Raw genomic sequence first — 20,847 nt, 5'->3', positions numbered from 1 at the left:
ACCGTTGAGCGCGGCTCTTTAGGACCTGTCTTCTGATCCTCAACCGTTTGACGCTTTCGCCATTTTGCAACTGTTTTCGGGTTGATCCCGAACTCCTCGCTCAGCGTCGCGAGCGAAGCCTGCGATCGCTGTAGTGCTGCTCGCACGGCGTGCGTGGTCGTGGCGCTGCCATGACGTATCTGTCCCATAAGGCTTCCTTCCACTCGCGTGAAAATATCACACCATCAAAACACGGGACTAAACACCTAGTTCGGGAGTCACAGTGGGAACCTCTTTAGAAAGGCCATGAAGTGCTTCGGCTTTGGCACGACGCTCCTCGGCGAGTTTACGAATGTCTTCAGCATCTTGTTCGGTAGGCACCCAAACTTTCACTTCGCGCCACCCTTCAGCGGCGCGCAACTCGCGCTGTCGCTTCAAACGGGCGACAACTGTTTGATCAGCCATGGCAATAAGCCTCCGTAAGCGCGTTTTACCGTAATGACGTTACGGCGTAATGACGTTACGGCCAATAAAAAACAGGCAGTATTCGGAGGAGAGCAACGACTACCAAAAGGAGCGCAGCGGCGCTTCGCTCAACTCAAAACTTTCCTGTATTGGCAATGTCCGCTCCGGAGCGCCTGAGCCAAGACTGGGAACGGCGGGAGTAGGCGCAATCTAATCACTGGTAACCCGTTTCCAATTTTGCCATCTAACCGGCCCATTGTTGCTTCCTGCCGCCGATACGAGGCTGAACCGCGTCGAGATTGTTAGACGGGTCCGCTTCTGAATATGTGTCCTGCAAAGCAGACAGACTGCAATCCCCCCGCAGCCGCCTAAGAGCGATGACGACGACAGGGTCTATCGCTATAATGGCTACCTATGAAAGACAATCCGGACGACAAATGGAAGAGAGATTGGCCCCGGCGCCACTACACCGATCCGCTGTGCGGCCATTTGCCCGAACTTGAACGCTGCATAATCCGCCACCGCGCGCTACAGATGATCCTGATCCTCTATCATGCCGAGGAGTTGAAGCGGGACGTCATCAATGGTGTCGCTGCACAGGAGCAATTGCGACGCGAACTTGACAATCAGTCTGGTGGCCCAGCGGAATCGACTGAACTACTGAAGGATAGACAAAAGCAGAAGCGTGCTTTCGACACGCTGGTGCGAGACGGTGTCTTAACAGCCGACGAGCGCAAGAGAATGGTCAATCTGATCGGCCAACGAAACAGTATCGCCCATCATCTCGACCAAGTAACAGCCGATCTCTCAACCGACAAATCTATCCGTGACTGGGTGCGCCATTATCCCAATCGCCAATCACATGATTATCAAGCTCTTGACCAACTCCGTGCAGCCCGGCGGTTGCTCTCCGAACGGATGGTAGGTAAACACTATATCATCGAATTCAGTGTGCGACCGCTCTTCTTCAACGCGACCGAAAAGACACTGACGGCCGATTTGAAGGCTCTCGAATCCCGTATCCCCAAGTTGCTCCGCACCCGGCAGGACGACATCCATGCGGTCAATGACGAACTGAGCCTGGAAGGCACAGAACTGACCGGCACCTTCGGCCCGGGCCGGCCCGAGAACCGCTATGGCCAAGGCCGCCTCACGCCTCGCGGCATCGAGATCTGCTACCGGCTGTTCGACATGGGCAAGTCGCCTATGGCGGTCGCCCATCTCATGGATCTGTCTCTCTCATCCGCCCGTTGGCGACAACGTCTATGGACTAAGGCCGGCGGTCCTAGGCGGATCCGGCGTGACTTCGCGGATATCGCGAGCGTCCGCGTCCGGCCTCGTTGCGATGACTGATGTAGTGTTTCGTGGCTTGAGAATAGTGAACCGCAAGTAGTGAATGTGTCATCGCTCGCTCACTCTGTGCCACGCTGCTCCTTATATTCGTCCACGGGCGGAGCGCACCTGCTATCCTCGGTTTCATCCGCAATTCACTACAGCACGCATCCGAAAACAATCGCCGACATACTGCATGACTGCTTTTCTAACTTTGCGTTCTGGTAGCAGACATTCTGCTGTCCCCCCAAAGCCGCCTGCATGAGAGCAGACAGGCAGCCAGATATTGTGATCAGAAAACGGCTATTCAGCGCAATAGTGCGACGCATCTGAGACAGTATACACTTCGTAAGTTGCCTCGGATGAGGCGGAACATAGTACTAGCTGACGGGAACGCTCACTCCCCCTTACCAGACAGCACCGCTTGATTGGCGGCAACAGCCTTCTGCGAGCTGATCGAGTTCAGATCGTCTGCCGTTGCGCCCGCCTGAACCTTGGCCTTGCCTGTCTGAACCTGCTGCAACCCGGTCGTCGCTTCCTGCGCCATATTATCCAGGCTGATCGCACCGGCCGCTTCCGCCGCCTTCGGCGCAACGGCCTTTTCGTAGATGATTGGTGCACCATCGGCCGTTGTGGTCGGGGCACCTGGAGCTGGCGCAGTAGCTTCCACAGGCGCGGACGTTACAGCCACCGGTGTGACGCTCACAGGCTGACCAGGCTGTGCTGTCACCTCTGCCTGCAGAGACGGGGTGGCCGGTACCGCGATAACCGGCGTGCTGTAAGCCGTGCGATTAATGATTAGATGATCGGGTCCGGTGGAATCCGTCGGATCCTTGTCATAGATGTCGACAAGCTTGTCATTACTGCCAAAGCAGAACAGCACCGTATGGAGCTGCGGACGCGTTCCAGCCTTCACCGGTGCCCAGATCACCTGCGCCAGACCAAGTGTTGCAACGCTGGTGACAACTTCACCCGCCTTCATGGCCGCGCGACCACCAGCTGTCAGGCCGGTCGTGTAAATCTTGTAGATATCGCAGGAGCGACCGTTCTTCTGGATCGTGCCTTCCGCCTTACCGACCGTGCTGACAACGCCGAAACGGTCCGTGTTCTGGTTGAACTGACTGAGCAGCACGGGCTCAGGCGCGGGCATCCCGCTGCTGCAAGCCGCCAGAAGCAGAAGGGCAGAGCTGGAGAAAAGTGTTTTTGAAATGGCTTTCAGTGTCATGACGGACCTGTCGATCACGGTCCCTGCCTGACCGACAGGGACACAGTGTGTTGCGTTATGAAAAGTAATAACCGATTGCGTTTATACGTCAATAAGCGATTTCGGTTATTATCAAATTGACACTGACGCCTGCTCCCGTGTAGCGAGGGTCCATGGGAAGACCACCACTCGATATCAAACTCACATCCGTGCGCCTGAATTCCTCCGCGCGAGAGAGGATTGTTCGTCTTGTCGGACAAGGCGGTATGGCGGAGTTTATCCGCGAGGCCGTTGAGAAAGAGTTAAAGCGCCGCGAGCAGTCTCTCCGTCGTCAGGGCGATCCGCCTTCAGATCCCTGACGGCTTCCGCCAGCCCTGCCCCCAGAAGCAGAAAAGCAATCCCGCCAAGCGGCATGTTCAGGAAAGCGCTCTGCGACGACAGAGGCCACTCATGCAGGACAGCGGCCCCGAAGAGACCGACACGCCAGCCAATCTCCTCTGCGGAAAGCCCAACCTGCCTCCTGGCAGTTCGTCCCAGAACAAGCCACCAGCTTCCGATCATCGCAACAAACAGAGCGGCTCCTGGAAGCCCGCTGTTGGTGGCGGCTTCGAGCACATGATTATGGGTGTGCTGAACACACACAGACACCCCTCCTCCATCCGGTTGCAGATGGCTCGGACCGGGCCTCAGAAACGCTTCAGATCGACAATAATGCCGGAATGCATCGTCCCCTAACCCCAGAGCCGGGTGTGCTTCGATCATCACGGCTGCCCGATTGTAGATCTGCCCATACGGAGAACTGGCGAAGTGGAGAAGCTGCGTCTGGGTCTTTGTCACCAGATGCCCGAAAGCCTCCGGGGACACGAACGCCAGCAGTCCAATGAGAGCCGGACTGGCGACCAGAAGTGCGAGCGAAGGACGTCGAAGTGACGGGAGCACCAGGGCACAGACGCCGGTGCCGAGAAGAAATGTCGCCAGAGACATCCGCTGGCCAGCCAGAACAAGCAAACCGAGAACCGGCAGCATGGTCGCCCCCGTCACGAGTGCTTTCTGCCAGGACCGTCTCACCCGTTCCCCCAACAGCGCCCCAACAAACAGAGCCGCCGGAAGACCCAGCAGTGCAAAAGGCGCGGACACACGCGGCTTGTCGTAGGGGCCAGTGAGTGTCCCATCACCGAAACGCGGATTGCCAAACAGGTTATGACCCGTCACCGCCTGAAGCAGCATTTGGCCCCCCAGATACAGCACGCAAGCGACAACCAGACGGCGACACCATGTCCGGGTCCAAGATTCCTGCAACGTCCAAAACGCCAGAGCGAACGCCGCCAGCGGAAACCGGATGGCGAGCAGCGCCTGGGTGAGGCTGGCCGTCGCCTCGGCCGGAACCGGCATCTGCCGTGGCAGGGAGCAGAGAACCAGCCACCCCCACCAGACAAGGGCCGGCCAGACGAAGCGCTGCCGATACCAGGACCAATCGCGGGTCAGAGCGCTCCGAAGCAGAAATCCGACCGCCAGCCCATCCAGACAGCCCTCCGCAATACCACGCCAATGCACCAGAAACAGCGGCAGAAGCAGGGTGGCGAGTGCGCCGAGACGATCCAGCAGTCGCAGAAGAACGGGCTTTTCAAACATCATTCTGTCAGATCCAGCTCGCTCGCGTCTTCGGTCCCTGCACGCTTACTGCGGCCATTGAGACACCGGCCTCGGCCAGCATCCCCACTTCCCGGGTGCGATGATCCCGCAATGCATACAGGCTGCGATCAAGGAACAGGGTGTTTCGCGCGCCCCGCTCGATCAGGGAGCGGAAATAGGCGTCCCTGAACCGGATGACCGCGCCCCGCTCCAGTCGTGATGCCATGACGATGACGGCGACAGCCGCCTGCAGTCTCCCAAGGACGACGCAAGCCTGCGACCAGGCATGACAGGTTACACCCACCTGCCCCGACAGATACTCGGCCGCCTCGATCAACTGCTCGGCAGTCGGCCGACCGGAGGAACAGAGATCCCGCAGACTGCTGCAGATTTCGAGATAGAACGTCGCTGTCCCCTTGAATCCGCGCAGCGCTGTCCGGTCATACACGCTCGAACGGTCGGACCTAGAGCTTTGCCCTTCACACTGCATTCCTTCAATGCAAATGCCGCCATCGGCGGCTACGTGATCTACTTTTTTAGAAGATTGAATGTTTTTAGTATCTGTATAGTGGGCCCCGTTTTGAGGACCCATGGGCCTCATTTCTGCTGGATACGACGTTGAAAAAACAGCGTTTTCCACAGGCGCATCATCCCGGCAGGTTTCAGGCTCGGCGTACTGCCCGGCCAGAGCGGCAGAAAGGGCCAGCATCTCCCGGTACAACCCCTCCAGAGTGCCGGGCTGAGCCGTCCTCAGACGGCTGCGCATAATCCCCACCGCCTGCTCCATGATATTCTGAAGCCCGAGGTCCTCTGCCTGTGCCCGGACCGTGTCGTTCAGGCTGGCGATGCTGTCGCGCAGAAAGGAGACGCGCTGACGCAGTCGCCGCTGTTCCGCGCTCAGAGCCAATAGATCAGGCCAGCGATAGCGCAGGGAGGCCAGATTGAAGCCAACCTGTGTCTGCCCCTCCTCCGCCTGCCACCGTCGGCCGCGCTGTCCGTTGCGTCCGTCCTGCGGTACCAGAAGCCGCGCTTCCGCCAGCTCCCGGATGTGCCGCTGCAGCGTACTGCGCGACAGTCCTGTCCAGGCCATGAGCGTGGTGTTGTGGGCATAGATGAAGGGCGTCTCAAGCGTCGTCCAGGCGTCCGGAGAGGTCTTCTCCACCATGATGATCAGCGTCGAGGCCGCTCCCCGGCTGACGGGCAGCGCACCGCGGAGGGATTTCAGCATGTTCAGCACATCCCGTTTGCCGGGCTCGGCCGGGACGGGGGTGGTCAGTTCGTCGCGTGCGGCCAGCATGGCCTCACTGATCCGGCGTCGGCCGCGCCGCGTGCACGGGGCCTGCGCCCTCTGCGTCTGTGCAGAATGCTCCATTGATCGGTCCGGTCTGGGGGTGAAGGGACCACCTCACGGCCGGACACCAGACAAAACGCTCCCGTTCGCAATTTAGTGCTTGCGTTTCGAAAAGAGCTGACGCTAGATGAAGTTAACGAATTCATCATCTAACGAGTGTTTTGCCGGAGCCCTGGCTCTTCCGATCGCCAAATCGGAGGAGGCGGGGTTTTTGGTATGTGGGCGCTACGTCATCGGGGGTCCTCTGGGTCGACTCGCTGGCGCCGCCCACAGGGACGTCTCCAGACATCCGGCCATCGTGCCTCCGTTCGGGCGCTGTAACAACCTCGAAAGCGCGCTGACAGCGAAAAAATTGAGTAAAAACGGGCGTTTAGTGTGTCCATTTTGGCGCGCTCTTTTCAACTTGTGACGGCCTCCGAAGCCCCGCTGCCCATGCGGCTGGCCACCGTCTGCTGGTACTGACCCACCGTCCAGCCGCTCATATTGTTGGCCGCGAGCGTTTTGGCGGAGACATACTGGCTGAGCGGCGTACTGGCATTTGACTCGGTTGCAATGGCCGCGCCGGCTTTGGTGCCGAACATGTACGCGCCATACACCTGCGTCCCGGTGGCCGGTGCGCCTGTCGAACGACTCACGGCGGACGCGTAATCGCTGATGATGGCGCTCGCCACCTTGGCCTGGGCGACGGGATCGGAGCGGTTCGCGGCACTCAGACCGAGTTCTGAGGCATACTGGTTCCAGGTGCCATCCGTGACCTGCCAGACCCCCTGTGCACTTGAGGACGTATTCCCGACATTCTGGAAATGGCTCTCGATCTGCCCGAACGCCGCCAGCGTGTCCGGATTGATCCCGGCCGCCTGCGCCGCAGCCACCGCGTCCGCCCCATAGGTCTGGGCCATCAGCGTCCCATAGGCATCCGCCGTACCCCAGGCGTCCTGATACGAAGATGTGGCGGTGGTCCCGCCAGTCGTTGTCGCGGTCGACGGCCGCGTAAAGACGGGCGATCCGGGCTCCGGGTTGGTCGGCACGATCTGCTCAGGCACTGCCCCGAACGCAGCCGTGACAGGACTGCTTATGCCGAGGGTCAGTAGCGTCAGAACCGGGAAGGATCTCATTTGGCCGGATGCGTAAACAGGACCATGCCGGCCGCGTTCTCACCCGTGACAACGCAGGCCCGGGACGCGCCGTCCACGAGCGGACGATAGGCCACGACATCGGCCTCCGGGATCCAGGCAAACGTCGTCCCCGAGCGCAGAACCTGCCGCCAGCCCTGAAAGACCGTGTCCGTCACCGCGATCTGCGGAGCCGCGGTTCCAACATGGACCGCACCACGACGCGGCTCGGCAAAAAGCGGCTCGAAGTCGTGGGCGGGACTGCGACAGGTCACGGGAACCGGCGTGGCGTGCAGCGCCTGCGGGGCCTGTGTGACTGTCGGGGGCGGACCCCAGTTGCGAGAACCGAGTTCCGACTGACGCTCCTGCGACAGCCTGTCCAGCTGCTCCGGCGTCAGGTGCTGCGCTGAGGCCTGGGAGGCCGGAAGGGTCGCGAGCGAAACACAGACGGCGAGCCAGAAGCGAAAGCGCATGGTGCAGAATCCTTTAGAAAGTACCTCCCCATAGTCTGACCGATCCGAATGTGAGTGCGAACACGACCCTGATTGACGTGCTTGGATCGCACTCACATGCGCGCCCGTCATGATGTCCGCAGGAGGATCAAACCCATGCGCTCTTTCATCCCGATGCTGATACTCGGACTCCCGGCTGTTGCTCTCGGAGCCTCGACCTGCCCCGCCGCCGAGCCAATCCATGCTGCCGGTGGCTCCCCCCCGTCACGGCCTGTACCTGTTATGCCGGAGATGGGGCCAACGCTGCCCGCTGCCGATATTGCCGCCTCACCTGCTTTGACCCGCCTTGCGAGCCAGGGCGCACAACTCTATCGGCTCAAATCCGAACATGGTCTTGAGGCGGTCTTCGCCCGGAGCGGCACGCAGTTTCGTGTCTTTTACCTGACACCCGACCATCTGGCCGAAATCGGAGGGGTCATGTGGGATGCGACCGGCCATAACATTACGCGCGACCAGGTCTCATTGATCCCGGGTGCGATCCCGACCGTGCAATGGACTCCCTCTGGCTCCGGTCAGGGCTCAAGGCCGGGGGCGCCCTCAGCGACGTCTGCACCTCCTGCAGTGGATCCTGTTGAGCGCGTGAAGGCGGTTGCCTTCGGGCTTGAGGGGCAGGACACGGCACCCCGCGTCTATATGTTCATTGATCCGCTCTGCCCGTTTTCGACCCGTGCCTACGCCGCCCTGAAGCCCGCTGTTGCTTCCGGACGGCTACAACTCGCGATCGTTCCGGTCTCGATCAACGATCATGAGAACAAGGGCGCCAGTACGCCAGCTGCGCAGCAGATGCTCTCTGCAAAACCGCATGACATGGCTGCACTGTGGAACCAGATCGATGATCTTGGTCACGCTGTTCCAGGCCACGCGACCTCAGACACGGCGGGCGCCAGCCTGATGCTGAATCTCTCTGCCGCTCATTCGATTGGCCTGAGAGGAACGCCAACCTTCGTGTGGAAGGATCGCAACGGCACCCCGCATGTTGAGGCAGGCCTGCCAGACGATCTCGATGCGTTTCTCGCGAGCCTCCACGCATGAGCCTTCGTGCGACAGTGAAGCAGCGGGCCGGACGAGCCGCGTTATGGCTCGTCTTTCCGTTTATCTTTGCGCTGAGGCCGGGTCTGCGCACGGCGCAGCAGGGTCTTCGGATCCTTCAGGACGTTCCTGTGATCCAGCCCGTGGATCAGACGACGTTCGAGGACCAGCCTCCCATGTCGCCGCAAATGGCTGCAATCCGTAAGCGAACCCGGACCCTGGGGCGACTGTATGGCACGCTCTGTCTGCTGGCGAGCCTCTGGTGGGTGATGATCCTCATGTGGAGCGGTGGGGCCGCTTTCAGCGCATCCTGCGTTGAAGCGCTCGCCTGTGCGATTGTTCTGGGAAGCCAGTTTGTTATTCAGGGCTTCTCAAACTGGCAGGCCCGAACAGGACGCGCCGGAAAACTTTCGGAGTATCTTTCGGACGGGCGGCTGCTCTGGCCTCGATAAGGCCAGTCTCCGGGACGTCTCAGAACGTCCCGGCTTGGGCGGCTTTGTGGTCAATCGACCAGGCGGCCTTTTCATAATCAGGGCGATCACCCTGATCGACCGGGTCATTGGGTTTGACAATGGTGCCGGCGCGGGTGGCCAGCGCAGGACGCCAGGTCACGGGCGCAGAGCCATAGGGCGCATAAGGATCGTAAAGCGGCTGCTTCACCTTGGGTGGTGGTGGCACATTGTAAGACGAAATCGAACGGATGTTGCCGTGAGCGCAGGCTGACAGGCTGCACAGTAACGCGAGGCCCGCGACACTTTGCCTCAACGAAACGACCGTCAAGACCTGCTGCCCTTTGCCTTTAGTTTGGCTTCGAGTACGGCAACACGCGCTTCTGCAGCCTCTGCTCTCTTGCGTAGCTTGTCGCGCATTCTTCGCCCCCAAGCCTGCCACTCGTCACGGTTCTTTTCCATCTCATCGAGGCCACGGTTAGCCACCGCGTATTTTTCTGCGAGGGCGTCATAGCGCTGCACAAGGTCGTTATGAAGATCTACGACCTGATTATAGGCTGCCAGGGGAACCGACTTACCGGCAGCCTGTGCCATTCTTTCGGTAGCCTGCGTGATGCGGCAGAGCTGACCAAACTCCAGAATGTCTGCCATTATCCGTTTTCCTTAATCCTCGGCGCGGCCAGAGATCTGCATGAGAGCTCTAGTAGTAGAGTCTACTGGCTCTGCCGTGCCTTTGTCGACCTTATCTTGGGCATTTCCGATTGCACTCACATCCGACACGGTCTGTTGGGCAATATTTGCCACTTTATCTGTAGGAGCGGCGATCCCCCGGCCGGTTGACTTGTCATTAAAGTCATCGCTGTCCACACGACCGATACTCGTCATGCCCGCCATCGCAGGGATGTGGTGTGGCAGGGTCGAAATCAGCCTGAAACACATGACGGCGATGCTCATCTCCATTGTAACGAACATGCAGAGCAGGACGATCAGGCCGATAAAATTGTCCAGAAGCCAACCACGCTCAAAGACGAACCCGGTCGCAATCGAGAACGCCTTCATGACCAGCCAGGAGATCGAAGCAAAGATCGTGTAACTGAGCACGAGACCCGCAATCATCATCACCGGGCGAAAGAGAATTGTGAACAGCACTTCATAGCCACGGTTGCCGCGGCCATGAAGGCCCTCTCCCTGAAAGACCAGATGGGCCAGCATCCACAGCGGAACGCCCACCACGGCTTCGACCACGACGATATACCATCCCGCGACACCCGCCATCCAGTATGCAAACGGGGTCATCGGGAGGACGTAAGCAAGCGTAATGCCGGGAGCAAGCAGGAAGAAAGCAGCCGCAAAGACAGGCGTGAGCAGGGCTTTGATCAAACCGCTCAGCGCGAAGCTGCCCGCGGATGCAATGGCAGCCGGGACATCTCCGGTGGCAAGATTGGCTACTGTCGCTAGCCCCGTCCCTGTCTTGCTACTGAGTACCGCCGCGCCGCCAATAATCGCGAGCGCGGTGTGAATCAGAAGATGGCCAAGCCCGATCATTGCCCCCAGCGGGTCGGTCCAGTCGCTCCCGGATGTTGGCGACAGGAGATGATTGACGATCAGCGTCATGACCCCGTTCGTGATGCCGAGTGCCTGAAGAACACGGTCCAGAGCGGATTGCCCGGAACTGGGTAAAGCTGCGTTGTTAAAGAGCCTCGTCGCCCCGTTGGGCGCACTGGCGCTGTCCGACGTGGCCAGCTTCTGCTCTTCCGCAGCCTGATACTGTTCAATCGCGGTGATCGGACCTGCAAGGTCCCTGGAGAGGAATGACCCTAATCCCTGCCAGCTTGGCAGAGTCACCGAGGGGACGATGGAGGACATGGACAGCACCTCTGCATTGAGGCGCGAGATCTCAAGATAGTAAGCCCCCAGCCCGCTCCAGCCGAGGTTTTTCATAGCCACATAGCCGGCATCACTTGAGCCGTTGCCATCAGAGGAATACTGCGCACGGATCTTGCTGATCATGGCCGTGGCCGCCTCACTCAGCGCCGAGGAATAGGACGTATTCTGCGCAGTCAGAACCGCATCCATGGAGCGAAGGGCCGTCACATCCCGCGTCTGCCAGATCGTATCCGCGAGAGACGACATGGGCGTGCGCACCGCGCTGATCAGATCCTGAAGCGCTTTGACCTGCCTGGTGTCAACATCTGTCAGATCAAGATTTGACCCGAGCATCTGCTGCTCAACCTGCTGCGGGATCGTGACCGAGATGCTGCCGCATGTTGCCGCAGCCGTCGCCTCGCCCACGGCAAGGCTGTAATCCACCGTCACTGGCGAACCATTGCCTGGGTTTGAAACCTTTGGTTCGGGCATAAGGTCAGGATTGTTCGACGCCTTGTTGACCAGGGCGCGGCAGAGTTCACTTTCCATCACCGCCATGACAACCTGCCTGGTCCCAGGGATGATCGGTTCTGCAAGCGGCAAAGCGTCCGGGCCGATGGACTTGGCCACAACATCCGTCAGGTTGCGGGCCATCCCGATCGCCGTCTTCGCACCCTGCACGACGAGCGCTTGCCCCACCGAGAAGCCACCGTTTGCAGGGATCGGCACCATCAGCCCAAGTGCAACAACAACGCGAAGCGGCACCCACCCGGAGAAACTTGCAGAGAAAATCTTTCCGCTTTCCGCTGTCTTATGAACCTGCAGGATGGAGGCATAGCTGATCCAGAACGCCGCAATCAGCATCGCATAAGCCGAAATATACTGCAGCATTGTGCCTGTGGCTGTCTCTGTGCCCCCTGACATCGGGAAGAGACTGTCGAGCACACGGGCGGACCAGTCATCGCCCGCGCTCAGGTTGCTCCAGCTCACGCTGTCTGCCGTGGTTCCGGCATAGGCGGATCCCATAGTTACCGTGAGGGCAACGGCTGTCATGGTGACCGCCCGGAAATGCCGGGACGCTCGAAGGAGCCGCATGAACTGGTGCATTGTCTTTAGACCTCAGGGCTCGGGCTGTTATCGCGACTTTGCTCCTGGCCCTGCTTTCGATCTTTGGTAAAAAAATCATGAAAACGGTCCACCAGACGCTCGAGAGCCGCGCCAACTTCCTTCAGAAAGTCCTTTCCCGGCTCCTGGCCCGGAAGAGATTCCAGCTTCTTGCCAACACTGGCGGCGGTTTCCTCTGCGCTCTGCACAGTGGGATCACTCAAAGCGTCCCGTTTGGAGGCTTCATCACCCAGAACCTCGACTTCCTTGCCCAGTCGCTGAGACGACTTGCGAAGTTTTTCCCAGGACTCTGCGAAGCCGGGCGTTTTCTCCAGGGACGCGGTGAGCTGCGCGCGAAGCGCCTTATGGCTCCCATCCTCGGTCATGCCCGCAATGACAGAACTTTCTGATTGTCCAGGCTCTGACGCGGCTTTGGTGAAGGCTTCAAAAAACTCTCGGCCGACACGCTTGAGAGCGCCGAGATCTTCCTCGACTTCACGGGCCGCTTCCTTGACCTTGCGCGTTCGGTTCTGGATCTGGCGGTCATCGCTTTTGCCTACCAGATCACTCATAAAGTCGGCCAGTCCACGCCGATTGGTGGCCGTCGCAGTGGTCGCCGCAACCTTTGCCTCAGCCTGATTGGGCTTGCTCTCCGGCTTTGGCTTACTTTCCGCGGCCGCTAGGTCAGCGTCAGGCTGTGATGTCTTGGCGCTCGGAGCTGGCCTTGCGGCCGCGTCCGGCTCAGCGTCTTCTGCCGCATCAGCATTTTTCTGGTCATTGCCATGAATGCTGCGGTCCCTTTCTGCGGAGCTTTGTGACACGGGGTCTTCCACATCTGCCGGTTGCTCAGAAGGCAGGTGATCGCCGTGGAACTCATCATCGTCCCGAAAGGGACCGGCCTCTTCTTCTAGAGACTGTAGATATCCTTCGTCCTCAAACGGGTCATTCGAGGGAAGGCCAGGCTCAAGGATCTCGTGCTGTGTCCGGGGCGCCTGCTGAGGCTCGTATGAGGGGTGTTCACTTTCCGCGACAGGAGGCTCAGGCTCCGTCACGGTTGGTTGGGGCATGTCAGCAGAAGTCGGTTGCTGCAGTTCCGAAGATGCTTCCCTCGCAGGCGCGGGCTGTGGCGTCGATGTCACCGCGGGGTCCGCCTGCTGTGCATCTGGTCGAGGTGACGGCTCTGGCTCGGTCTGTTGCGCGCGGGCAGGAGTGCCCGACAGGGCCATGGTGATGCGATAGTCCAGAACGGCAGCCAGCCGTGCAGCGGCAACGGAAGCCTGGTCTTCCGGAGACATTCCGGACATATCCAGCGCTGTTTTGCGGAGATCGCGGACAAGATCTCGATCTTCAAGCGAGCCAGCCTGCGCCAGCAGGGCTTTCATTTCTTCGTTCTCCAGCCCCGGCAGATCTGTGCCATGAGCCTTCAGGCCGGCCGCAAGAATTGGAGGGATCTGCGGATCTGCGCCGGTTCCACTAAAGGCCTTCCAGTCCTGGACAAGCCACGCCACCTGAACGGTGAACTTTGGATTGCTTTCCAGTCCCGGGTTTTCCTGCAGCCGCGCGGTCAGGTCCGAAAGATCTTTTGCAAGCCCGCGCTCTGCTTCGGGGATGGTCGACTGCTGAGCATCAAGGGCCTGCAGGACATAGCCTAACGGCCCTTGCTGAGTGAGAGTACCCGACATGGTCATTCCTATTCGAGATGTTCAGGGGAGTGTTGTGGTAGGAACCGGCAGAGGAGATACCGCCCGAAGCCGTTGTTCAGCAGACGTCGCGAGCCTGTTGGCTTCCATCAGCGCCCGGGTCTGGTCCAGTTTGAACTGCTGCCAGGCAATCCAGTTACGCTGCGCGTCCAGCAGAGCGATCTGGACAAGAACAGACTTCGGGGAGGGCATCGCCTGCAGATCTGCCTGCCAGTCTGTGCCACTGTATTTCCGGTTGATTTCCAGCTCAGTGGCTTCGCTTTCCGAGCCAACCGAGGTGTTGGTATAGCCCTCACGGACCGCCTCTGCTTTCTGGGCGGCACTCAGGGTTACGGTGTTCGCGTGCCACCCGATAATGTCGTCTCCGACATGATGGGCCAGCGAAATGGCAGCATTGTAGGCACGGCGCCCCGGGAGGGCAGACTGCCCATCCACCGAGGTCAGAGCACTCCCTCTCAGCGCGGCGGGAGCAACCGGCTGGATCAGTGTCGTGACGTAGTCATTGGCACGGTCGATCGAGGCCTGATCCTGATATGCCGGTGGCGTTAACAGGCTGGTGGCGTCCTGATCTGCATTCTGCTGATCGGTGGATGCCAGCGAGCAAATACCGGCATCCGCTTCTGCATCCGAGCAGTAAAGCGTAAAATGGCGGTTGTTATTGGCCTGCGCGCCCTGCCCTGCACCTTCCCAGGACGGCGTTCCCTTCCCGGCCTGCGTCCGCTTGTCCTTGCCGCTATCGAGTGCAGTCGCGACGGCGGCACCGTTTCGAGCGGCGACAATGGCAGCCTGACCACCTTCAAGATTAAGACAATCCTGCCGGTTGGTCGCATGGTTGTCCCGCTGCTGAGCCGCCCGGACGTCTCGGTCAAGCTCGGCCTGAACCATGTTGTTGGCGTCTGCGATCTGTTCCTGCGCCCCAACCTGCGCCTTCATGTAGTTGCTCAGCTGCGTAAAGCCGTCTCCCAGACTGCCGTTAATGAGGCCAAGCGTGCTGTTCAGGACTTTCTGGGCCGTCGTTATGACACTGTTCATCGCGCCCTGGAGCGTACTGATCGCGCCTACGATCGCGGCTGAATCAAAAAAGGCATAAGCCGGTTTCGGGGCCGCGACGGTTGCAAGCGCTAGAACCAGAAGGCTTGCGCCTCCGAGCCGTCTAGCTCTGTCGAGAAGCCGCTTCATTGGCTCACCCGGGAAATGCCGGTGCTCGATCCTATGGCGTCAAAGCTGTACCCCGAAGGAAGCTGGCTCTGTCCGGACACAACCCAGCTCTGGTTGCCGGTCGTATTCGTCCCGGCATTGATCAGGCTGTCGCCGCCGCCGCCAAAACTCAGGTTAGGGCAAAAACTGCCTGCCCCGAGGCCAAGATTAAAGTTCGTATCCAGACCCGTCACAGAGAGACCGCAATGGGCCGAACTCTGGAGGCTGTCCCATTCTGATGAGAGCTGGGAGCAGATCTTGCCCATCGCCGCCTCAGCAAGTGACGCGACATTCAGTTTACTCGTTACGACATCCAGTCCGACGCCGTTGAAGAAGTTTCCCAGGCAGGTGAATTTCGTCACGGACTTAGGCTGATGAATCGTTGCGTCGTCTGCCTTCAGGTCTGCAGCAAGCCCGGTCGCGCCTGCCTGCACGAGTGTCTGGCAGCCGGAGGAAGAGTCTTCTGCGAAAGCAGGTGTAACCAGACTGAAACCTAACGCGGCGATCAGCGGTACAAAGGTGAGACGTGCGCTCTCTCGGCACGCTCTCATTGTGCAGCACCCCGAGGCGTCCCCGAAGGGCGACTGTCCTGTCGTGAGAAAGGCTTTCCGAGAGGCCCAAGGATCTGCCTCGCGCCCTCTGCTGTCAGCCATCCGTCCCTGGGCTTTTCCTGCTCTCTCGTCTCACCAGACACCTCGACCCTCCAAAGCTGTTTCCATCCTGAGAGATAATAGAGGTGGGGGATGTGAGTGCGTGCCCGGTCTGTCGCGGCGGCAGGAACGGGTTGGCAACCAAAAAAAGTCTTTAGGAGACATTCCGAAGCCGGAACGGGAAGCTACAAAAATCAGATTGTGAGCCATGCAAAAACGGAATGGGGGTATTCCTCAAACGCAGCCTCGCTAATTTTCGGGACTCCGCTGCCTTCTCCACGCACTGTTGCAAAAATACACAGTTCCCCAAAAACGGCCAGTCGTCGGTAACATTTTGCAACGCGAGCGGTTAGGCTGTTTGACGATAGATTAACGCTTCGACGGATGTAAAGAATATCATGCAGGCAAGCATTGCGGAAATAAAGTTTCATTGCAGCCCAATCTCACCATGGATAAATCTGCGCGCACAAAGGTTCTTTTGCCATGAGACCGCGTTAAAAGAGTTAACAACAAGTAAAGAAATATCGTTAAAGCTGACGAAAACCAGAAGGCTATGGTCTCATGGCGAGACGATGGAGTTGACGAAATCCTATCCGACGGACACGGCGATCAAGGTCATTGCCGAGAGGCTCGGAAGAAGTCCACAGGCGGTCGCGAATAAGGCTAAGCGACTGGGATTGCGCCGTCCGCTGACGCTGAAGCGCCAACGTGCTGCACAAGCTCGAAAAAATGTCGATATGGTTAATGAGCAACACGACAGTCCGGCATCAGCAATACCGGGCGTCTTTCCGAAAACGGCGTCTGGAAGAGCCATCTGGAACACACAGTCCCTGCATCTGCTGGCTGATCTGTGGAAGAGGCTCTATTCGCCTGCCTTTATCGCTGAATACTTCGGACTGAAGTATAATACCGTGTGCATGGCCGCTAAAAGGGCTGGGCTTCCTAACCGGGCCGGTTTCACACTGTTACGCACTTCTTCGACAGAAAATCCGTTTGCTGTTGCCGAAAATGCAACGCTCGCCAGCCAGATGATCGCAAGGACCTGTGGCATCACGAACACAGTGTTTTTCCAGCATCCGAAGGATCGCCGCCAGCAACATTACAGCTACCTCGGCAGTCGTCTTGTCGAGCGCCGCGCATCGGGATGCTTTCACTGATGCGTAATGCGTCCGCTGCCATCAGCCGGAGACTTCTCGATCCGGAGTTCCTCCAACGCATCGTCAAGCGCATTCTCATAGCCTTTTCGGGCAGTCTGATCCTCAACGTCATTCTGGGACTGGCCCTTACCGTATCGGTGATGAAAACACCGCACGTCCGTTACATTTATCATGACTCGCTTGGGAAACCCCGGGAGCTGATCGTCACGGACCAGCCGTATTTTTCTGACTCCGAGGTCATCAACTGGGCGGCGAGTAAAGTCACCAATCTCTATACGATGGATTTCGTAAGTTACGCCAAGCATCTGGATGCCTCTGCGAAAGACTTCGACCTTCCCGCATGGAACGCCTGGGCACAGTCCTTCTCCGGGCCGGGTAATATTGATTTCATCAAGGCCAAACGTGTCTTCCTGACCGCCACGCCAAAAAGTGCGCCATCGATACGATCCGAAGGAAAAACGAGAAGTGGCGACTATGAGTGGCACGTCTCATTTCCAATGCTGCTCAAATGGGAGAATGCCTCCGGCTCGACCACCAACCTTCTGTCGGTGGATGTGACGATCAGGCGCACCAACAGCCCCGAGCATCCTGACGGGCTTGTCATCACAGAACTCAACGCGCCTCGCGCCGCCGATAACGGGGGCTGAATGACCATCACAATGAGAGCGGTCATCGGGCTTCTGCTGCTAGCAGTTCCCGAAACGGTGGTTTGCGCGCAGACCACGCGGGACAGCAACGGCGCGCCACGGGTCGATCCCATTTACGAAGGCTTGCCGCCGCCTCCCAGCGCAATGCAACACTTCTATGACCGGGTTGATCAGGGCCAGAAGAACCTGGACGCAGCAGAAGATCCTCACCGTCTGGCCACCCCTGTGTCGCGGTCTGTGCGGATCTCCCTCGCCCCGGGTGCTCAGACCAATATCATCAGGATTGCACAGGACTATCCCGCAGCAATCACGTTTCTCGATGAGACGGGTCAGTCCTGGCCGATTGCCTGGGATATCGCTACCAACAAGAGCGGCGGGTGCGACGCCCATGGTCAGGGACAGAACTCCGCCGTGCGCAGTGTCGGGATCAACGCGTGTGTTCCGGAAGCCGGCTCGAACGTCCTGCAGCTGACCCCCGTCTCGCGTTATGCTCATGGCGGTGTTCTGGTCAATCTTAAGGGCGCGCCAAAGCCGATCTCCTTCATGATCATCAGTGGAACGGGCGCCTATGACGCGGACCTGACGGTGCGGGTTGCCGCACGCGGTCCAAACGCGAAGGATGCGCCCAATTCCGAGCCCGACGCGCCAGCTACGGGCGATCGCAACCTCGAAGCCATGCTCGATGGCGCGGCACCGGCCGATGCCGTTCCGCKGCGTGTTGCTGGCGTCAGCCCGGACCGGATCCGGGCATGGAAGCTCGGCGACAAGATGTACCTCCGCACGGATTACACGCCGATTTCTCCCGCCCCAAGCGCCCATGAGACCGAGTACGGCATCGGAATTTACGAAATCCCCGAGACATCAAACGTGCTCCTGTCTTCAGGCGCCCGGATCGTCTCTGCGACACTATCGGAGGACGGCCCGTGAGCGAAGCTCATCCAGAACCGGCCGCATCTGCCAGCGGCCTTGCCACCAGTTTCAAGGCGTCTCGTCGCCCGGCCTTCGCGGCCGCAGGCCTTCTCGTCGTTGCCGCGGGAGGATGGTACATGATGAGCCACGGCTCGACGCCAAAACCGAAGTCGGCGGCTTTGCAGACCCCAACTCTTGCGCCGCCAGCCGGAGGAAACAATCACTCCGACAAGCTCGACAGCGCAACGCTTGAGAAGGAGAAGGCTGATGCCGACGCGGCCAGGGCCAGTGGACGATCTTTTGCAAGCGCGCTGACGACAAACAGGCAGCTGGGGGACGATAAAGCCCCTCTGCTGGGTCGGATGCCTGGCACTGGTTCTGCAACAACTGCCGGCGTAACGCCCCCCGGGACGCCTCGGCCAGCGCCACCTCCGCCTCCTGCGGTGAATCAGTTCACGCGCGCTCCGGAAGGCACAAAGACTGCTTCCGAACGGTCCGCGAGCCGGGAGCGGCTGCCAGGAGAACTCTCCGAGGCACAGGAGGTCGAGCTGTTGGCTGCGTGGAGCGGCAGGCCCGCTTCACTGGACATGGAACTTCCAGCGGAAACCGCGGCGGCAGGTGGCCACAGGCAGGACAGCGCGTCTTTCACGCAGGAGCCACAGGCGACCTCCTCAGGTGAAACCGGCTCACAGCAGAATGTGGCGACCGTGAAATCGGCAACCCACAGGCTCCTTGCTGCAGGAAGGGGCGTTTATGGTCATTCTCTTCTCGGTATCAACAGCGACTATCCCGGCACTCCGGTTCTCGTCGAGATTGATTCAGGACCACTCGCTCATGACAGGCTGTCGGGATCCTTTGAGCGCAAAGACGACCGTTTGGTCATCAAGTTCGATAAACTCATGATCGGTGACAGTGATCCTCTGCCGGTTTCAGCCTATGCCGTCGCACCCGACACCATGGAAACCGGGCTGGCCTCCGAAGTGCACGAGCATCTCCCGACGCGTGTCTTTCTTCCGGCCGCTGCGGCTTTTGTCGAAGGTCTCGGCAACGCGATGCAGAGCACAAACACAAACAGTGTGACCAGCGGGCTGGGCGTGAGTTCGTTCACGCATCTGACCTTGCCTCAACAGCTTGGTGTCGCTGCCGGACGCGCAGGACAGGAGATGGGTCAGATCCTGCAAAAGCAAACTCCTCAGAACCCAACGGTTCTTCTTCATAAGGATGATCCTATCGGGGTGATTTTCGCGGAGCCGGTGGACGCCCCCTGACTGCACTCACAACGGCCTTTGGCATCCTGCAAGAACGACACAGGAGGGACCATCAGCATGCGAGGAAACGCAATGCGCCGTGAGGACACAGGAGAGGTCGTGGAGATGCTGCGACCTCAGAAGCGCTCCACAGACCGGCCCGGTAAACAGACCGAAGACGGCCAGATGCCACAGGAGGCAGAGCTGTCAGGCAACCGGGCGGATGCGCCAGAGGAAACGACAGAGAGCCGCCGCAAGCCTCTGAAGTCGCAGAATGGCACGGAAGACCGTGCTACGCGCACGCCACGAAGCAGACTTCTGGTCGGTACCGCTCTGGCGGTGCTTGGGGCTGGAGGTCTGCTTGGCGGTGCTGTGGCGGTCGGTGCACATTTTGGCGTGCCGATCCCGTTTGTAAATGACAGACCACGCGTATCGCCCACCACCACACCAGATGCGCCAGCGGTCCCATCGGCTCGAAAGTCGGCCTTTACGTTGGCACCACCAGCGCTTGGCACGCCTGATGTCCCGGAAAAGCGGGTCCAGCAACCCTCTGTCGCTCAGAACGACGACCCGTTCGGCGGCGAGGGCATGACAGCCCCGGTTGATCCCCCAGCCACCACAAAGCCGGCTGAGATCAAAGCAGCTCCAGTCATTCCCGTGCCGCCCGCCGTCTCGGATGGAGCGCCAAACGCCTCCGCGGTGCCACCGAGCCAGGCGGTCTCCGCGCCTCAGGCTCAGTCCGCTGTGTCTGCCGCTCCTGCTGCGGCCCCCGCGCCCTCCTTCGCATCCCCTGCATCCCCTTCACCAGACGCAGCCCTCGAGCTGGAAATGGCCAAACAGCTGAAAGCGCTGGATGATCATGTGGCGGCCTTGCAGAAAAACGTCGACGCCATGCAGGACAATCTGACGGCGACGCTGAACCGCGGTCTTGGCGAGTTCAAGGGACGTCTTGACGAACTTCAGCATCACGAAGACCAGACAGATCGCGCGCTCCAGGCAAGCCAGTCCGCTCTGGCCCATCCTGCTCGTGATCACAGCAGTGCTGCACCAGTTGCGCCGCGGGCCGTAAGTGTTCCGCAGCCTCACCCGTCAGCGGAACCGAGTGCGCCGAAAGCCGCACCTGTGCATCTGCCCCAGTTCACGGTGCAGGCGGGAGCGCCCGGGATTGCCATTCTTCAGGACGAACAGGGCAATGCCAGCCGCGTCGAAGCGGGCTCCGTGATCCCCGGATGGGGACCGGTCATCACGATCACCTCCTCTGGGTCGAGATGGGTCGTTCGCACCCCAAAAGGTCTGATCCACTAA

General features: G+C 59.7%; 20 protein-coding genes and 1 pseudogene. 8 read left to right on the top strand and 13 right to left on the bottom strand.

The window, feature by feature from the left end; all coding sequences use genetic code 11:
* Both KP708_RS13950 and KP708_RS13945 read right to left on the bottom strand, forming a co-directional pair.
* Positions 1-188: pseudogene (locus KP708_RS13950) on the bottom strand (IS481 family transposase); the annotation flags it as partial.
* A gap of 49 nt (positions 189-237) precedes the next feature.
* Positions 238-444, bottom strand: coding sequence for a hypothetical protein (locus KP708_RS13945; protein WP_010505313.1), 207 nt, complete (start codon positions 442-444; stop codon positions 238-240).
* Between the two features lie 414 nt (positions 445-858).
* On the opposite strand from KP708_RS13945, the gene KP708_RS13940 reads away from it, so the two are divergent.
* Positions 859-1,797: a hypothetical protein gene (locus KP708_RS13940; RefSeq protein ID WP_010505312.1), complete on the top strand. Its 939-nt coding sequence runs from the start codon at positions 859-861 to the stop codon at positions 1,795-1,797.
* A gap of 376 nt (positions 1,798-2,173) precedes the next feature.
* Here the strand turns inward: KP708_RS13940 and KP708_RS13935 are convergent, their stop codons facing one another.
* The 5 genes from KP708_RS13935 to KP708_RS13915 form a co-directional block, all read right to left on the bottom strand.
* The gene (locus KP708_RS13935) at positions 2,174-3,019 is read right to left on the bottom strand and encodes a hypothetical protein (protein WP_226993342.1); all 846 of its coding nucleotides are present in this window, start codon (positions 3,017-3,019) and stop codon (positions 2,174-2,176) included.
* Between the two features lie 237 nt (positions 3,020-3,256).
* Positions 3,257-4,615 carry an O-antigen ligase gene (locus KP708_RS15870; RefSeq protein ID WP_010505307.1) on the bottom strand — a complete coding sequence of 453 codons (1,359 nt, stop codon included), beginning with the start codon at positions 4,613-4,615 and terminating at the stop codon, positions 3,257-3,259.
* Positions 4,616-4,619: 4 nt separating this feature from the next.
* Complete coding sequence (gene repC / locus KP708_RS13925) at positions 4,620-5,984, bottom strand: replication initiation protein RepC (RefSeq protein ID WP_010505306.1); 1,365 nt, start codon at positions 5,982-5,984, stop codon at positions 4,620-4,622.
* Positions 5,985-6,361: 377 nt separating this feature from the next.
* Positions 6,362-7,078 carry a transglycosylase SLT domain-containing protein gene (locus KP708_RS13920; RefSeq protein WP_010505304.1) on the bottom strand — a complete coding sequence of 239 codons (717 nt, stop codon included), beginning with the start codon at positions 7,076-7,078 and terminating at the stop codon, positions 6,362-6,364.
* Entirely contained in the window at positions 7,075-7,659 is a 585-nt protein-coding gene (locus tag KP708_RS13915) for a hypothetical protein (protein WP_252348102.1), read from the bottom strand. Before KP708_RS13915 ends, KP708_RS13920 begins: the two co-directional genes overlap by 4 nt.
* Before the next feature lie 24 nt (positions 7,660-7,683).
* Here KP708_RS13915 and KP708_RS13910 point away from each other — a divergent pair, with 24 nt between their 5' ends.
* Complete coding sequence (locus KP708_RS13910) at positions 7,684-8,619, top strand: DsbC family protein (RefSeq protein WP_010505300.1); 936 nt, start codon at positions 7,684-7,686, stop codon at positions 8,617-8,619.
* Complete coding sequence (locus KP708_RS13905) at positions 8,616-9,068, top strand: hypothetical protein (protein ID WP_010505298.1); 453 nt, start codon at positions 8,616-8,618, stop codon at positions 9,066-9,068. Before KP708_RS13910 ends, KP708_RS13905 begins: the two co-directional genes overlap by 4 nt.
* A gap of 19 nt (positions 9,069-9,087) precedes the next feature.
* On the opposite strand, the gene KP708_RS13900 is transcribed toward KP708_RS13905, so the two are convergent.
* Genes KP708_RS13900 through KP708_RS13875 form a run of 6 tightly spaced genes read right to left on the bottom strand, consistent with a single transcriptional unit; the run spans position 9,088 to position 15,585 of the window.
* A complete protein-coding gene (locus tag KP708_RS13900; protein ID WP_010505295.1) occupies positions 9,088-9,396 on the bottom strand; it encodes a hypothetical protein in 309 nt (102 codons plus the stop codon).
* Positions 9,393-9,716 carry a hypothetical protein gene (locus KP708_RS13895; RefSeq protein WP_010505293.1) on the bottom strand — a complete coding sequence of 108 codons (324 nt, stop codon included), beginning with the start codon at positions 9,714-9,716 and terminating at the stop codon, positions 9,393-9,395. The genes KP708_RS13900 and KP708_RS13895 overlap by 4 nt, the downstream gene beginning before the upstream one ends.
* Positions 9,717-9,728: 12 nt before the next feature.
* Positions 9,729-12,026: a DotA/TraY family protein gene (locus KP708_RS13890; protein WP_226993343.1), complete on the bottom strand. Its 2,298-nt coding sequence runs from the start codon at positions 12,024-12,026 to the stop codon at positions 9,729-9,731.
* Positions 12,027-12,043: 17 nt separating this feature from the next.
* Complete coding sequence (locus KP708_RS13885; protein ID WP_010505290.1) at positions 12,044-13,717, bottom strand: hypothetical protein; 1,674 nt, start codon at positions 13,715-13,717, stop codon at positions 12,044-12,046.
* A 21-nt stretch (positions 13,718-13,738) separates the two neighbouring features.
* Positions 13,739-14,914, bottom strand: a complete 1,176-nt coding sequence (locus tag KP708_RS13880; protein ID WP_010505288.1) for a hypothetical protein — start codon at positions 14,912-14,914, stop codon at positions 13,739-13,741.
* Entirely contained in the window at positions 14,911-15,585 is a 675-nt protein-coding gene (locus KP708_RS13875; RefSeq protein WP_010505286.1) for a hypothetical protein, read from the bottom strand. The genes KP708_RS13880 and KP708_RS13875 overlap by 4 nt, the downstream gene beginning before the upstream one ends.
* 395 nt (positions 15,586-15,980) lie before the next feature.
* Between KP708_RS13875 and KP708_RS13870 the strand changes: the two genes are divergently transcribed.
* The 5 genes from KP708_RS13870 to KP708_RS13850 all read left to right on the top strand — a co-directional run bounded on the left by KP708_RS13870 (position 15,981) and on the right by KP708_RS13850 (position 20,847).
* Complete coding sequence (locus KP708_RS13870; protein WP_252347562.1) at positions 15,981-16,739, top strand: hypothetical protein; 759 nt, start codon at positions 15,981-15,983, stop codon at positions 16,737-16,739.
* Positions 16,739-17,386 (top strand): DotI/IcmL family type IV secretion protein, encoded by a 648-nt coding sequence (locus tag KP708_RS13865; RefSeq protein WP_059431527.1) that lies wholly within the window; start codon positions 16,739-16,741, stop codon positions 17,384-17,386. The genes KP708_RS13870 and KP708_RS13865 overlap by 1 nt, the downstream gene beginning before the upstream one ends.
* Positions 17,387-18,313 (top strand): DotH/IcmK family type IV secretion protein, encoded by a 927-nt coding sequence (locus KP708_RS13860; RefSeq protein WP_215757202.1) that lies wholly within the window; start codon positions 17,387-17,389, stop codon positions 18,311-18,313.
* On the top strand, positions 18,310-19,563 hold the full coding sequence (locus tag KP708_RS15865; protein ID WP_010504778.1) for a DotG/IcmE/VirB10 family protein: 1,254 nt from the start codon (positions 18,310-18,312) through the stop codon (positions 19,561-19,563). Before KP708_RS13860 ends, KP708_RS15865 begins: the two co-directional genes overlap by 4 nt.
* 72 nt (positions 19,564-19,635) lie before the next feature.
* Positions 19,636-20,847 (top strand): hypothetical protein, encoded by a 1,212-nt coding sequence (locus KP708_RS13850; protein WP_010504779.1) that lies wholly within the window; start codon positions 19,636-19,638, stop codon positions 20,845-20,847.

Origin of the sequence: Gluconobacter sp. P5H9_a (assembly GCF_018812085.1) — a bacterium.
In the GTDB taxonomy this organism is placed as follows: domain Bacteria; phylum Pseudomonadota; class Alphaproteobacteria; order Acetobacterales; family Acetobacteraceae; genus Gluconobacter.
This window is presented reverse-complemented; position numbering and strand designations above follow the sequence as displayed.